Raw genomic sequence first — 14,754 nt, forward strand, 5'->3', positions numbered from 1 at the left:
CGATCGGCGGTCGTGCTGCACGCCGTGATCACCTGGACCAAAGCTTTGTCAGACACGCCCTAGGCCACGTCGCACCGGCCTCGCCGCGGCACCAGCGCGTTCCGGCTGCCGTGCCGCCGGGGTCCGAAGCGCTTGGCCTCCACTGGTCCAGACCTCCGCGGAGGTCCTCCGCCAGCCACCACAGTTCGCACGAGCAAATACCTCCGTGTCGTTTCGGCCGATCCGGGCTTACGTTCGGGCGATGGCGAACGAATTGACCATTCCGCTTCTGCCCTGTCCCTCCGTCGACGAAATCGCGTCGTTCTACGAAATGCTCGGCTTCGGGATCACCTACCGGCAAACCCGGCCGAACCCGCACGTCGCGCTGCGGCGGGAGGACATCAATCTGCACTTCTTCGGGATGGCCGGCTACGACCCGGCGCAGTCGTACAGCACCTGCCTGGTCATCGTGGCCGACACCGGCGAGCTGTTCGAGGACTTCGCCGCGAGAATGCGTTCCATGCACGGAAAACTGCTCGTCTCCGGCATCCCGCGGATCACCCGGCCGCGGCTGCGCAACGACCGCTACACCGGCTTCACCCTCGTCGACCCGGGCGGCAACTGGATCCGGATCCACCAGGCCGGCCAGGCACCGGAAGCGCGGACCAAGCTCGCGAAAGCCATGGAAAACGCCGCACGGCAGGCAGACGCGCACGGCGACGAACGCCAGGGGCTGAAAATCCTGGAAGGCGCGCTGAAGCGAGCGACCGGCGACGAACCCGAGTTCCAGGCGGCTCGGGAGTACCGCGACGAACTCCTCGAACGCGTCCAAGGGAACCAGCCGCCTCCCCTCGTCTGAGCACGGCCCGGCACGACGGCGCTGTCCGGCGAGGTGAAGCTCGCCAACAGCCAGAGCTTCCCGGCCGGCTCCGCGGTCACCCTCGGACAGTCGGCATCCGCCACAGCACCGCGGACCGCTCCTGCCTGTTCGCGCCGCGGCGTTCCAGGACGAGCCACCCCACGCCGACCAAGGCCAATACCACCAGGCCTCCCCAGCTCAGCAGCGTGAAAAGGTTGGCCTGCAAGGGAGTCGGCTGGACTTGGTAGCCCTGTTCGAGCAGCCAGGACTGCGTCGGCGTGCCGGTGAGCAGCAGTGTGAGGGTCAGCGCGATGCCGTGCATGGAATCCCACAGGGCGTGCAGCACCGAGACGCCGAGGTACGACAGGAGCAACCGGCGCGTGAACGCGAAATGCCGGTGGTCGCTGGCGGAGAACAGCACTCCGCCGAGGATCGCGGTCCACAGCCCGTGGCCGACCGGGGCGAGCAGTCCCCGCAGGATCTCGGTCTGCACCAGGTCGACCAGCGAGAGGCCGTGTTCGGTGAACAACGCGGTGAACGCGTAACCGGCGGATTCGAAGGCAGCGAAGCCGAACCCGACCGCGGCGCCGAGAATCATGCCGTCCAGGGCGAATTTGCGGGTCAGGCGGCGGGTGAGGAAGGCCAGCGCGGCGAGTTTGACGGCTTCCTCGACCAGTCCGACGCCGAAGAACAGGCCCGGCGAGGGATGCAGCAGGTACGTCTCCAGCAGGGAGGCCCCCAGCACGCCGAGCACGCCGCCGGTAATGAACGTGTTCAGCAGCAGTTCGGCCGTCACCTCGCCGCTGTGCCGGCGGCCGAACGCCCAGGCGACGAAGGTGACCGGCACGAGGAAGCTGCCCAGCAGGACGAGCGTGGGCACCAGGTTCGGATTGCCGGTCGCGAACGTGACGACGACCGTCAGCAGCCACAGCAGCAGCCCGACGCCGAGAATCCGGAGCCAGGACCGGCGGGGGCGGCTCGGCGCGGAGCCGGTGGACTCGTAGTGCATGTCGTCTCCTCAACAGGTCGATGCGCGGCCGGAATTCCTTGCGGGGAGCCAGTTACTGCCCGCTCGGGTACGTCTCGGGCTCCCTGGGGGCCAGTTCCTCCTCGAGCGGATGCAAGGGAGTCAGCGCACTGCTGGAATCACAGTGCACGAAAGCGTCGTAGCGGCGGGCCGGAACGGTGGGCACGTAGTGCCCGAAGTCGGAGTCCGGGCGATAGACGACGCCGATCGCCCGGTGGCCGCGAAGCTGGTCAGCCCATCCGGAAGGCTTGCCGGGGAACAAGAAAAGCGTGTCGGCGTCGGGAACCGCTTGGTGCAGCAGCCCTTCGAGGCTGTTCTCCCGCGCCGGGGGAACCTCCACCCGGGCGGGCGACGCGCCCCAGCGCTCGCCGGCGATCACCGAACCCCGGTGACTGCCGAACCCGACGGCGACCACGCCCTCTCGCTCGTGCCGCTGGCGCACCAGCTGGCCGAGGTTGAGCAGCCCGGCCGCGGCCATGTCGGTGGCTCGCGCGTCCCCGATGTGGGTGTTGTGCGCCCACACCACCGCCTTGGCCTGCGGTCCGTAGGCCCGCACGAGCCGGTCGAGAGTGTCGGCGAGATGCCGGTCGCGGACGTTCCAGGACCGCCGGTCCCCGCGCACCAGCTCGCGGTAGTAGCGTTCCGCACCGGCCACGACCTCGGCGTTCTGCCGGGCGACGAAGCCCGGGTCCAGCCCGGGCGGCGACGAACCGTCCTTCCCGCGGCGCAGCTCCGCCAGCAGCGCCACGACCTCGTCCCGGCAGCCGTCCGGCACGATCGCGCTGGCCCGCGCGTACCGCTGCGGCTCCCCCGAATACGGCTCGAAACAGCGCCACGCGGCCAACGCCCGGTCCACGTGCTCCGGCCGGTGTTCCCGCAGGTAGCCGAGCACCGCGCGCAGGGAGTCCCAGAGGCTGTAGACGTCCAGCCCGTGGAACCCGACCGGCGGGCGCCCGGCCGAGCGGGCCGCGTTGAACTCCCGCAGCCAGCGCGCGAACTCGGCGACCTCCTCGTTGGCCCACATCCACCGCGGCCACCGGTCGAACTCCCACAGCACCTGGGCCGGGTCCTTCGGCACGCCCGGCGCGCCCGAGACACAGCAGTGCAGCCGGTGGCAGTCCGGCCAGTCGCCTTCCACCGCGACGAACGAGAAGCCCTGTTCGGCGATCAGCCGCCGGGTGATTTCCGCGCGCCACCGGTAGAACTCCGAGGTGCCGTGCGACGCCTCGCCGAGCAGCACGTACCGGGCGTCGCCGATCCGGTCCAGCAACGGCTCCAGCTCCCCCGGTTCGGGCAGCGGCACCGCTGCCCGGCGAACCTCGTCCACCTCGTCCATCCGGCCCTCTTCCTCGAACGGCGCCTCGACCCTCCCCGGATATCCGCTGTGGACGGTCGGCACACCTGCCGCGTCCGGTGCGGCTGCCCGCGGCTCAGGCGGGCGCGGGCTGCGCGGGAGCGGGCCACGGCTCGAGAATCCGGGCGGACTCCAGCAGGGTCTCGGCGAGATCGTCCGGACCGAGGCGGCGCTCGATGGCGGCCAGCCGGTCCGGCGTCGTACGGGTGGCCGCGCGCGGCGGCGCGAGCAGGGAGCAGCAGTCCTCGTCCGGCAGCACCGAAATCTCCGCGGTGCCGATCCGCCGCGCCTCGTCGATGATCTCCTCCTTGTCCCAGGCGAGAAGCGGACGCAGCAGCGGCAACGAGCATCCGTGCTCGACCGCGGCGAGATTGCTGAGCGTCTGGCTCGCGACCTGGCCGAGACTGTCGCCGGTCACGACGGCTTCCGCCCCGATCCGGCCGGCGAGCCGCTCCGCGATCCGCAGCATCAGCCGGCGCTGGGCGGGGATCTGCTCCGGTCCGGCACCCGCCGTGGCCAGCGCGCGCTGCGCCGTTCCGATCGGCACCACATGCAGCCGGGCCTCCCCCTGGAACCCGCCGAGCACGCGGGCCAGGGCGTACGCCTTGTAGACCGAATCCGGTGCGGCATAAGGCGCACCGGTGAAATGCACGAACTCGCAGCGCAGGCCGCGGCGCATCGCGCGATAGCCCGCCACCGGCGAGTCGTACCCGCCGGACAGCAGCACCAGCGCCCGGCCGCTCGCCCCGACCGGCAGGCCGCCCTGGCCGCGATGCCGCTGGACCGAAACGAGCGCGTCGCTGCCGTCCACTTCGACCTCTACCTCGACCTCCGGGTCCCGCAGATCGACCGGCCAGCCGAACTCCCGGCGCACCCGGCTGCCGACGACCGCGGCGAGTTCCGCGGACGTCAACGGGAACCGCTTGTCCCGCCGCCGGGCCCGCACCGCGAACCGCGGCGCGCTTCCGGCCGCCGCGCGGTCGCGGACCAGCTCGACCGCGGCGTCTCCGATGGCTTCGGGCGTCCGGGCCGTGCGCAGCGCGGGCTGCACCACACTGATCCCGAACACCCGCCGGGCCCGCTCGACGATCTCCTCGCGCGGCAGCCCGGACGTCAGCACCAGCACCCCCGACCGGCGGCTGATCCGCAGCACGTCCGGCCCGCCCACGACGCGGTGGATGCTCTCGAGCAGGCACCGCTCGAACATGCCCCGGTTGCGGCCTTTGAGCATGACCTCGCCGTACTTGAGCACCACGCACCGCCGCGGCATCCCGTCAGCCTCCTTACCTCTCCGTCCGGTGTGCGCGCCACGCCCGCGCCGTACCGCCGGAGCCTCGTCCCACTGCGGTGCGGTCGACCGGCCGCCAGCCGGATGCGGTCAGCTGTCGCGTTCGTCGAGGCGGGCGCGGAGGCCAGTGATGGTGTCGTGGGCGTCGGCGAGTTCGTCTTCCAGCCCGATGATCCGGGCGGCCGAGGCGAGCGAGTGGCCCTCGTCGAGTTGCTCGCGCAGCCGCAGCACCAGCGACAGCTGACGGCGCGAGTAGCGGCGGTGTCCGCCTCCGGAGCGTTGCGGCCGCACCACCTCCGCGGTGTCCAGGCTGCGCAGGAACGCCTGCCGCACCCCGAGCATCTCCGCCGCCTGCCCGGTCGTGTAAGCCGGGTAATCGTCGTCGTCCAGATTCTCCAGTCCGGCCACGCACACCCCCTTCCTCGGGATCCCGCCTCTCGCACTGCCGACTCGAGGTTATCTCGACCGACCGCTTGACACAATCTCCAGTCCGCGCTATAGAAATAGGCAGACGCGAGAACTGACCTGGGTGCCGACACGACGTAGCCGGGGAGTGATCGACGATGCCGGACACCGCCCGCCGCGAGGACGCGACCGCCCGCGCGTTCGCCGAGCTGGTCTGCGCCGATCCGGCCTGGCTGCACGCCGAATTCGCGGCGATCGTCACCGCCGGCTTCCCCGACCCCCCACCGTCCCCGGAGCCCGCCGACGACGCGCGCCCCCAGCACCCCGGACGCGCCCGCGCCGGGCAGCCGGTCGCGGCGAGCAGGTGGCGGGCGTGGACCCGCGAACGCCGGGAGCGCTCTCCTCCGTCCCCGGCACGGGAACCCGACAGCCGTGACTTTCGCCCGGGAGGTGATAGCCCGGCGCTACCGGACCCGAGCGGGGAGGTCTGCCTCCCGCACCAGCCGGAGAGGCTCGTCCAGCCCCGGCAGCGCGTCTCGCGGCGCGATCCCGCGACCGCCCCGCCCCCTTCGGCAGCGCCAGCACGACACACACGAGCACGGTTGCTTTCTCCCTGAACTGGTCCCGGCCCCGCCGCACCTCGGGCGGGGCCGGATCTCCGCATCACCCCGTAGTCACCACTGAAGAAAAACTACAGCCGCGGGAACAAATAACCCGCACTGGTCGTTGACAGAAGTGCAGACGAAACGCCCGCCCCCCTCCGGCGGGCCCCAGGAAGGAGAACAAGGAGGCGCATGGTCATGCTGATGCGAACCGACCCGTTCCGCGAACTCGACCGGCTGACCCAGCAGTTCTTCGGCGGCAACGGCACCGCCACCCGCCCCGCGGTCATGCCCATGGACGCTTACCGGTCCGGCAACGACTACGTCGTGCAGTTCGACCTGCCCGGCGTCGCCCCGGACTCCATCGACCTCGACGTCGAACGCAACGTGCTGACCGTCAAGGCCGAACGCCGTCCGGACTACGGCGACGACGCCGACGTCCAGGTCACCGAGCGGCCCCGCGGCGTCTTCTCCCGCCAGCTGTTCCTCGGCGACACCCTCGACACCGACAGCATCAAGGCCGACTACCACGCCGGCGTCCTCACGCTGCGGATCCCGATCGCCGAGCAGGCCAAGCCGCGCAAGATCGCCATCGGCAGCAGCGGCGACGCGAAACAGATCAAGGCCTGACCAGCTCAGCGTGCCCCGGCTCGCGTACGGCCGGGGCACCGGTCCCCATCGTCCCCGTTCGCGTAACCAGCCCGTTCGGAGAACAGCGATTCCGATGCCCCGCACCCGTCCCGCTCCGGATCTCGCGCGCACCCTGGCCGGCGCCGCCCGCTCCGTCCGGCGCGAGATCCGCGCCCCCGACCTCACCCGGCCCCCGGAAGTGGCCGACCTGCGCGAAACCGGCTGGCAACTGGCCCAGCTCGTCGCCGATCTGTCCGAGCTGACCGCCCTGCTCGCCGAACACACCGGCGCCCACACCCGGCACCCGGACCGGATCCGCCGCGCCGACGGCTCCCCGGCCGCCCGCGAACTGGCGGCCGCGTGCCGGGACCTGACCGCCCTGCGCCGCGCCTTCGACAACGCCCACGCCGCCGCCCGCGACTACTACGCCAACCTGACCCACCTCAACCCAGCGCCGCAGCCCGAGCGATCCCCATGACCCGCCCGTCCGCCGACCCCCACCGCGTCCTCGGCCTGTCCCCCGACGCCACCGAAGCCGAAATCACCACGGCCTACCGCCGCGCGGTCCGCGCCTGCCACCCCGACACCGCCCACCCCGACCTGGACCGGCTCGCCGCCGTGCTCGAGGCCTACCGGCAACTCCGCCCTCCCCCGACCCGCGAAAGCAGTGCCGCACAAGAGATTCCGGTTCGGCGGCACCGTCCGGCGCCCCGCCGGCCCGACCTGCGCGCCGGGCCCGTGCGCCGCCATCCGGACACCCCCTGACTCCGGCGTTTCCCTTCCGTCGGAGAATCCAGTCCGGAAAACGGGGCGGCAATCAAACCGCCTCCGCCGACGCACGGGTGACCTGCCCGTTCACCGAGACGGCCGGTCCCCGCCCCGGGATTCCGCAACAGGCACCAGCTCGGCGAAATCCGCGACCAGAGTCCTCGGCAACTCGTACGAGCCGACCTCCTGCAGCAGCACTCCCGACACCCCGGCCTGGCGCAATCCGGTCAGCCGCCCCGCGATCTCGTCCGCCGTGCCGTACAAGCAGAACCGGCGGGCGAACAGCTCCGCCGCGTCATCGTCCACAAAGGACTCGCACGCCCGGATCGCGGATTCCCACGACTCGGCGTGCAGCAGATCGGGCGACAGGTCCGGCAGGCGTTCGGGCACGCGCACCCCGACGCCTGCCTTTTCCAGGAACTCAGCTCCGCCGTTCGCCGCGATGCTGAGGCAGACCGGTTTCAGTTCCCGGGCGTCCCGACGCACGGTGCCGGTGATCCGGCAGAACGCCGACACGGTGATCGGCACGGCATCCCGGCCGACCGCGCCGTCCGCCACCTGGCGCATCGCGGCCGCCAACGGATCCGGTGCCACCCCGGACAGGAGAATGGCGCCGTCCGCCAGCTCGCCGGCCAGCCGCAGGTTCCGCGGTCCGCTGGCCGCCACGTGGATCGGCACCGGAACCGGATCGCGCAACCGCGTCCGCGCGTCGCCGAAGCCCGTTTCCTCGCCGGAGAGGAGGCGGCGGATCGCGGTCAGCCCGGCGCGCAACCCGGACCGGGTCGACGGAGCGAGGCCGACCGGCGCGACCGAGCTGTTGCCGACCCCGACGCCGAGGACGAACCGGCCCGGCGCGAGTTCGGCCACTGTCCGCGCCGCGCCGGCTACGACCGACGGGTGCCGGGTCACGACGTTCGTCACCGCCGTGCCCAGGCCGATCCTCGACGTGCCCGCGGCGGCCGCGGCCGCGGTGGCGAAGACGTCTCGCCACAGCAGCTGCGAGTCCGGGAACCACACGTCGTCGAACCCTCGGCGCTCGGCCTCCTGGACGAACTCCACCAGCTCGGGCAGAGGCGCGCACGGCGGGACCCGGACGCCGACCCTCATGCCGCCGGGGCCCCGGACTCCTGGCGAAGACCGTCCGGCTGCGCGGAACGGGCCTGCCGGATCAGCAACCCGGCGACCAGGCTGACCGCCGACGCGGCCGCCATGTACACCGCGATGGAGACCCAGGTGCCGGTCGATTCGAGCAGCGACGCGCTGATCGCGGGCGCGAAAGCGTTGCCGCCGATCGTGCCGAGCGTGAACCCGATCGCCATGCCGCTGAAGCGCAGCGAAACCGGGAACGCCTCGGAGAAGTACACCGGGAACATCGCGTAGTTGCCCGCGTATCCGGCGAACAGCAGCGCGAACCCGAGCAGCATCAGGCCGAGGTTTCCGGTGTTCAGCAAGGGAAACCAGACGAACGGGAGCACGACCATCGACGCGGCGGTCGCGGTGAAGACCGTCCGCGCGCCGATGCGGTCGGCGAGCTTGCCGTACAGCGGCGCGGCGATCACGACCACCAGCAGCCCGGGCAGCAGCGCTCCGAGCATCTTCGACGTGCTCAGGTGCAGCGCGGTCTTGCCGTAGGTCAGCACGTAGACCGACGTCACGGTGATCATGATCCCCGCGCCGACGGTCGCCAGCGTCACGACGAGCACCGTGCCGCCGCATTTGCGCAGGACGTCGACCAGCGGCAGCTTGTGCACCGAACCGGCGCCCTTGACGTCCGCGAACTCCGGGCTTTCCCGCAGGCCCAGCCGGATCACCAGCCCGGCGACCACGAGCAGCACGCTCACCAGGAACGGGATCCGCCAGCCCCACGACAGCAGCGCGCTGTCGGGAAGCTGTGCCACGAGCAGGAACATGACGTTCGCCAGGATGGTGCCGACCGCGGTGCCGGTGTTGAGGATCCCGCCGAAGAAGCCGCGGCGCTCCTTCTCCGCGTGCTCGACGGTGAGCAGCACCGCGCCGCTGGTCTCGCCGCCCAGCGAAATCCCCTGCACGATGCGCAGCGCCACCAGCAGCACCGGCGCGGCGAGGCCGATCTGCCCGTACGACGGGAGCAGGCCGATCGCCGTGGTCGCGAGGCCCATCATGATCAGCGTGGTGACGAGGATGGACTTGCGGCCCATCCGGTCGCCGAGATGCCCGAACAGCAGCGCCCCGAACGGCCGCGCGACGTAGCCGACGCCGAAACTGGACAACGAGATCAGCGTGCCGACCACGGGATCGGCGGCGGGGAAGAAGATCTTCGGGAACAGCAGCGAAGCGGCCAGGCCGTAGACGGAGAAATCGTAGAACTCGATGGTGGTGCCGAACCAGCCGGCCAATGCGGCCCGGGCCGATTGCCGACGCGGTGGTGTGCCAGCGGACATTGCTGCCTCCGGAAATCCGGTTGGGTGGACGTAGGGTTGGGCAAGAGCGGGACCGCGGCAACGCCGGGGTCCAGTCAGCGGACCGCGGCTAGCCGGCCACGCCGATGCGGTGCGCGAACTGGTCGGGATCCAGGTCCAGCCACCGGTAGCCGATGCTGTTCCAGAGACCGCAGTGCTGGGCCGCGGCGAACGTTTCGGCGCTGACCGTGGAGCTGCCGCCGGTTTTCAGCACCATCGCCCGGTTCTGCCGGACGCTCGGCCACTCCGCCTGACCCGCGGCGTCGGGCGAGCCGGTGCGGACGAACGCGCCCCAGTACCGGACCATTTCCGCGGAGAGCCGGAGTTTGTCGCGGTCGTAGACGCTCGTCGGAGTCGGCCACAGGTACGCCTGGTCGGCCGCGTGGGAGGCGCCGGGGTCGAACCCGGCCGGAGCGGGCGACGGGCTGGGCGCGTCGAAGCGGTAGAGGAAGGTTTTCGGCTCGTACTTCGCGAACGTGCGGGCGAGTTGCGCGTATTGGCATCCGCCGAGTCCGTAGAAGACGCTGGAATCCGTCCACACCGCACCGAGGGCGTACGCGGCGGTGTCGCTGGAAGGGTAGTTCCGCAATGGATACTGCTTCAGCACGTCGGCCGCATGGTCGCCGTAGAGGTATTCGAGGCTCTTCTCGTACTGCGCGGGAGTGGCCTTCGCGAAGGGCCGCGCCCAGGCTCGTACCTCGTCCCGGGTGCTGCCGATCAGCAGCGGGACTTTGGCGAAGCGGCCGGTCTGGATGGCGGTCATCGGCGCGACCGGCAGTTCGGGGACTCCGGCGGTGGGCAGCGGCCCGGAAAGGATTCCGCCGCGGAATCCCGCGCTCGCGCTGAGGACTCGGGAGGCCGGTTCGGCTCGCAGGCAGTCCGCCGGGTCGGCCGCGGCACCGCATCCGGCGTCGTTCGAGAACCGCTGGCCGGCCGCGCGTGCTTCGGCGACGGTGTGGCTCGGGCATCCGCCGCTCTGGATGATCGCGCCGTCGACCAAGCCGTGCGTCATCGGCGAGGCGAGCAGCGAGCAGACGGAATGGCCGCCGGCGGAAAGGCCGGAGATCGTCACGGCATCGCGGTCGCCGCCGAACTGGCCGATGTTCTGCTTCGTCCAGCGGAGCGCGGCGATCTGGTCGAGGAGGCCGTAGTTTCCGGCACCGGACTGGCTGAGTCCCGGCAGGTTCAGGAAACCGAAGACGCCGAGCCGGTAATTGACGGTCACGACGACGATGTTGTTTGTTTCGGCCAGCAGCGAACCGTCGAACTCGTCGCCGGAGCCGCTCGAAAAACCGCCGCCGTGGATCCAGAACAGCACCGGAAGACGCTGCCCGCTCGGCCGCGCGGGCCGGTAGACGTTGAGGTTGAGGCAATCCTCGTTGACCGTCGAGCGCGACGCTTGCGGGCAAGCGGGGCCGTAATCGGTCGCGGGCCGGACGCCGGTCCATTTCGCCGCCGGCTGCGGCGGTTGCCAGCGCAGGCTTCCGACCGGAGGTGCGGCGTACGGGACGCCCAGGAAGGAGTCGACCGCACCGGTCGTCTTGCCCCGCAGGCTGCCGGTGTCCGTCTGCACGGTAAGCGAGTACGGGTTTTCCCCGCCCGCCGAAGCGGTACTGCCGGCGAGGACCGGCAATCCGGCCGCTAGCAAGGAAACGACAACGCCGAGCCAGGCGAATCTGTTTTTCATCTGCGCTCCTCGGTGGTGGGCGAGGCGAAGGGCGGGAATTCGGGTCAGCGGGCGAATCGCCGCAGGAACGGGAGCACCGCGGCGGCCACGTCGTGCGGCTTGTCTTCCATCAGCGCGACGGTTCCGCCCGCGATCACCGTCTGTTCCACGGACTCGGCCGCCGTCAGATGCGCGGCCAGCGGTTCCAGCGCGGGCAGGGAGAACGGGTCGCCGTCCGCGCCGAGCAACAGCACCGGTGCCCGCACGCGGCCGATCCGGTGCTCCATTTCGTAGCGTGCACAGGCGAGATGGCCTTCTCGCGGATCGACGCCCGGAGCGAGCGCGTCCCGGACGAACCGGTCGAGCAGCGCGGTCGCCGCGGCCGGGTAGTACGGCCGTCGTTGTTCCCACCAGGCGAGCAGGTGCGCCCCGCCCGGATCGCGGCGGGCGTCGTCCACGCCGGGACCGTCCACATGCGACTTCCGGTAGACCGCGTCCGCCCAGGGCGTCGAGGACAGCACCACCGCGGCGACCCGTTCCGGTGCGGCGGCGGCGATCTGGACCGCGACCGCGCCTCCGGTGTGGTGCCCGACGATCGCGGCTCGCTCCACGCCCAGCGCGGCCAAAGCGGCGAGCGTGCCCTCGGCGTAGTCCTCGATGCGCTGCGGGGCCGGGAGCGGCGTGCTGTTGCCGAAGCCCGGCAGGTCGAGCGCGAGCACTCGGTAGCCGACGGCGAGAAGCGGCTGCAGCTCCCGGAATTCGTCGAGCGAACGCGGGGTCTGGTGCAGCAGGACGACGGCCGGGCCGGCGCCCTGCTCCGCGTAGTGCACCTGTCCGCCGGGCACTGAGACGTACCCGTAGCGGGCCGGACCTGTCGTAGTCACCCTTCGACCTCCACCGGGCTGGCGTTCGGGCCCGCGACGCCGCGAGCAGTGCCCGGGAGTGTTCGCCTTCCGTGCCGCCGGGCCTACTCTCCCGGTCCGCCCACCGGACCCGGGCGCGACCGCGCGGCAACGACGGGGTGACCGGCGCTGGACTTGGATCTTGCCGCCTGGTGATAATCACGGCTCGTTCCCCGACCGCCGAGGAGGCGCCATGACAGCACCGGACGGCGGGCGCCCGAGTTCGGTGCTCGGCAAGGCGCAGCTGCTGCTCGGCGCGTTCGAATCGGGCGCCTACCAGCTGGGGCTCACCGAGCTGAGCCGCCGCTCCGGCGTGCCGAAGGCGACCGCCTACCGGCTGGCGCAGGAGCTGACCGAATGGGGCCTGCTGGAACGCCGCGGCGACCTGTACCAGCTCGGCCTGCGGATCTTCGAACTCGGCCAGCGGGTGCCGGCGTCCGCGGTGCTGCGGGCGGTGGCCCGGCCCGCGCTGACCGACCTGTTCGCCGCGACCCGCGCCACGATCCACCTCGCCGTGCTGGACGGCGTGCACACGCTGTTCTTGGAAAAGGTCGCCGGCGAAGCCAACATCCACTCGCATTCCCGCATCGGCGGACGGCTGCCCGCGGCGGGCACCGCGACCGGCAAAGTGCTGCTCGCGGCCGCGCCGGACCTGGAAGCGCACCTGGCCCAGTTCCGCGAATCCGGGCTGCCCCACCTGACTTCCCGCACTGTGTCCACGGTGGACGATCTGCGCAAGCAGCTGACCGCGGTGCGAGCACAGGGTTTCGCGCTCGAGATCGAGGAAACGATGCCCGGCGTCGGCAGCCTCGCGGTCCCGGTGACCGGCGCGGACGGCACGGTCCACGCGGCGGTGTCGACCACCGGCCCGGTGCCTCGCCTCGCGCCCCGCCGCCTGCTGCCCGAACTGCGCTCCACCGCGGCGACGATCGCACGCGCACTCGACCGGGCGCTGCTGACCGCCTCCGAGGTGCGCAACGAACGCACCTCGACCGCGCTCACCCCAATCCGGCACGCAGCGGGCTGATTGTCCGCGCTGGCGCCGTGAGTTGATGCCCTTGCCGACGGACCACCCATCCGCGGATCGATCGACCCGCTTGGCCCTCTCTCGTGCCCGCCCGACGGTCGCGCTCATCCCGCTCCGGCAGGCAACAGGTTGACCGTCCGCGCACCGGCCCCGATCCACCGGCGGATCGGTCCGCTCACCGATCCACCTGCTTGGCCCTCCCCCATCACCGCCCGACGATCGCCGCGTGGACGAGACCCAGCCGCGCACCCTGCCCGACCTGCTCACGCTCCGGGCTCGGCAGGACCCGGACCGTGAGCTGATCCGCTTCGAAGACGGCCGCGGCCTGCGCGTCGGCGACGTCGAAGCCGGATCCCGGACGCTGGCCGCCCGGCTCGCGCTGCCGCCCGGCACTCGGGTGCTGACCTGCCTGCGCCCCGGCCGCACCGCGGTCGAGCTGCTGTTCGGCCTCGCCCGGCTGGGCGCGGTGGAAGTGCCGCTGGCCCTGGACATCACCGCGCCGGCGGCGGAAGCGCTGCGGCATTCCACCGGCGCGGCCCTGCTGATCGCCGGCACCTCCGCGCTCGCCGCCAACCCGGCGGTGGCGGCCCTGCTCCCCCGGACGAACCGGGTCGTGCTGGTCGCCGAGGACGACGACGGGCCGTCCGGGCACCCGTTCCTCGACGAGCTGCCCGCGACCGCGGCCGGCGAGCACCGTCCCGCCGCGGAAGACCTGCTCGTCGTCCTGTCGACCTCGGGCACCACCGGCCGGGCCAAGGCCGCCGAACTCCCGCACTTCGCGGCGATGCGGCACGCGCGCCGGGTGGCCGCGACGATGCGATACGGCCCGCAGGACGTGCTGTTCAACGTGTTCCCGTGGAATCATGTGAACGTCCGGCACACCGCGCTGCTGCCCGCGTTGCTGACCGGCGCGCGGCTGGTCGCGCACCGGCGTTTCTCGGCGTCGCGGTTTTGGGAAGTCTGCCGGGCCGAAGGCGTCACGGCGTTCAACTTCATGGGCGCGATGCTGGCGATCCTCGACCGGCAGCCGCCGTCCGTCCGCGACCGCGACCACGCGGTGCGGCTCGCCTACGGCGCCCCGGCACCCGCCGAGCTGGCCGCGAGATTCCACGAGCGGTTCGGGGTGCGGGCGCTGGAGGCCTACGCGAGCACCGAACTCGGCGACGTCGCGGCCAACACCCCGGACGACTGGCGGCCGGGGACCGCGGGGCGGGTGGTCGGCGAGTACGAGGTCGCGATCCTCGACGAAGCCGGCCGGCCTCTCCCGCCCGGCCATACCGGGCAGATCGCCGCGCGCGCCCGGCTGCCGCACCAGCGGTTCCGCGGCTACGCGGGCGATCCCGCGGCGACGGCGGCGGTCCTGCGCGACGGCTGGTTCCGCACCGGCGACCGCGGCCTTCTCGACGCCGACGGGTACCTGGTCTTCGCCGGGCGGCGCGGCGACGTGATCCGCCGGCGCGGGGAGAACATCGCGACCTGGGAGGTCGAGCAGGTGCTGCGGGCGATGCCCGGGGTGGTCGACGCCGCCGCGGTCGGAGTCGAATCCGATCTCACCGAACAGGAGATCCTCGTCGTGCTCGCCACCTCCGACCAGGCTCTCGACGGGCCCGCGGTGCACGAGTGGTGCCGCTTCCGGCTGCCCCGGCACGCCCGCCCGCGCTACGTGCGGATCGACCGCGAGCTGCCGCGCAACGGCAGCGGCAAGATCGTCAAGCAGCTGCTTCCGTCCACAGTGGACGAGTCCACGTGGGACGCCGAACGCCGGTCCGCTGGGTGAACCGGAACCCGGCTTTCCCGCCGGGGCGCTGC

General features: G+C 71.9%; 14 protein-coding genes. 6 read left to right on the forward strand and 8 right to left on the reverse strand.

Going from position 1 to position 14,754, the window contains the following annotated elements:
- Positions 1–241: 241 nt before the first annotated feature.
- A complete protein-coding gene (locus L942_RS19290) occupies positions 242–838 on the forward strand; it encodes a hypothetical protein (RefSeq protein WP_037362315.1) in 597 nt (198 codons plus the stop codon).
- Positions 839–914: 76 nt separating this feature from the next.
- On the opposite strand, the gene L942_RS19295 is transcribed toward L942_RS19290, so the two are convergent.
- The 4 genes from L942_RS19295 to L942_RS19310 form a co-directional block, all read right to left on the reverse strand.
- On the reverse strand, positions 915–1,847 hold the full coding sequence (locus L942_RS19295) for a PrsW family intramembrane metalloprotease (RefSeq protein ID WP_037362316.1): 933 nt from the start codon (positions 1,845–1,847) through the stop codon (positions 915–917).
- Between the two features lie 52 nt (positions 1,848–1,899).
- The gene (locus tag L942_RS19300; protein ID WP_235079264.1) at positions 1,900–3,264 is read right to left on the reverse strand and encodes an erythromycin esterase family protein; all 1,365 of its coding nucleotides are present in this window, start codon (positions 3,262–3,264) and stop codon (positions 1,900–1,902) included.
- A 31-nt stretch (positions 3,265–3,295) separates the two neighbouring features.
- Positions 3,296–4,489 (reverse strand): tRNA uracil 4-sulfurtransferase ThiI, encoded by a 1,194-nt coding sequence (thiI, locus tag L942_RS19305; RefSeq protein WP_037362318.1) that lies wholly within the window; start codon positions 4,487–4,489, stop codon positions 3,296–3,298.
- A 108-nt stretch (positions 4,490–4,597) separates the two neighbouring features.
- Positions 4,598–4,915, reverse strand: a complete 318-nt coding sequence (locus tag L942_RS19310; RefSeq protein WP_081655132.1) for a helix-turn-helix domain-containing protein — start codon at positions 4,913–4,915, stop codon at positions 4,598–4,600.
- 797 nt (positions 4,916–5,712) lie between these two features.
- Between L942_RS19310 and L942_RS19315 the strand changes: the two genes are divergently transcribed.
- The 3 genes from L942_RS19315 (at position 5,713) to L942_RS19325 (ending at position 6,909) form a co-directional block, all read left to right on the forward strand.
- The gene (locus L942_RS19315; protein WP_037362557.1) at positions 5,713–6,144 is read left to right on the forward strand and encodes an Hsp20/alpha crystallin family protein; all 432 of its coding nucleotides are present in this window, start codon (positions 5,713–5,715) and stop codon (positions 6,142–6,144) included.
- A gap of 94 nt (positions 6,145–6,238) precedes the next feature.
- On the forward strand, positions 6,239–6,622 hold the full coding sequence (locus tag L942_RS19320; protein WP_037362320.1) for a hypothetical protein: 384 nt from the start codon (positions 6,239–6,241) through the stop codon (positions 6,620–6,622).
- Positions 6,619–6,909 carry a J domain-containing protein gene (locus L942_RS19325; RefSeq protein ID WP_037362322.1) on the forward strand — a complete coding sequence of 97 codons (291 nt, stop codon included), beginning with the start codon at positions 6,619–6,621 and terminating at the stop codon, positions 6,907–6,909. Before L942_RS19320 ends, L942_RS19325 begins: the two co-directional genes overlap by 4 nt.
- A gap of 90 nt (positions 6,910–6,999) precedes the next feature.
- On the opposite strand, the gene L942_RS19330 is transcribed toward L942_RS19325, so the two are convergent.
- The 4 genes from L942_RS19330 to L942_RS19345 form a co-directional block, all read right to left on the reverse strand.
- On the reverse strand, positions 7,000–8,019 hold the full coding sequence (locus tag L942_RS19330; protein ID WP_051166092.1) for an LLM class flavin-dependent oxidoreductase: 1,020 nt from the start codon (positions 8,017–8,019) through the stop codon (positions 7,000–7,002).
- A complete protein-coding gene (locus L942_RS19335; RefSeq protein ID WP_037362324.1) occupies positions 8,016–9,332 on the reverse strand; it encodes an MFS transporter in 1,317 nt (438 codons plus the stop codon). Before L942_RS19335 ends, L942_RS19330 begins: the two co-directional genes overlap by 4 nt.
- Positions 9,333–9,420: 88 nt before the next feature.
- Positions 9,421–11,037, reverse strand: a complete 1,617-nt coding sequence (locus L942_RS19340) for a carboxylesterase/lipase family protein (protein ID WP_051166093.1) — start codon at positions 11,035–11,037, stop codon at positions 9,421–9,423.
- 44 nt (positions 11,038–11,081) lie between these two features.
- The gene (locus tag L942_RS19345; protein ID WP_037362326.1) at positions 11,082–11,900 is read right to left on the reverse strand and encodes an alpha/beta fold hydrolase; all 819 of its coding nucleotides are present in this window, start codon (positions 11,898–11,900) and stop codon (positions 11,082–11,084) included.
- Between the two features lie 211 nt (positions 11,901–12,111).
- Between L942_RS19345 and L942_RS19350 the strand changes: the two genes are divergently transcribed.
- Both L942_RS19350 and L942_RS19355 read left to right on the forward strand, forming a co-directional pair.
- A complete protein-coding gene (locus L942_RS19350) occupies positions 12,112–12,945 on the forward strand; it encodes an IclR family transcriptional regulator (RefSeq protein WP_051166094.1) in 834 nt (277 codons plus the stop codon).
- Between the two features lie 226 nt (positions 12,946–13,171).
- Positions 13,172–14,722 (forward strand): AMP-binding protein, encoded by a 1,551-nt coding sequence (locus tag L942_RS19355; protein WP_051166095.1) that lies wholly within the window; start codon positions 13,172–13,174, stop codon positions 14,720–14,722.
- Positions 14,723–14,754: the final 32 nt, after the last annotated feature.

The organism is Amycolatopsis orientalis DSM 43388 (genome assembly GCF_000411975.1).
Classification (GTDB): domain Bacteria; phylum Actinomycetota; class Actinomycetes; order Mycobacteriales; family Pseudonocardiaceae; genus Amycolatopsis; species Amycolatopsis orientalis_D.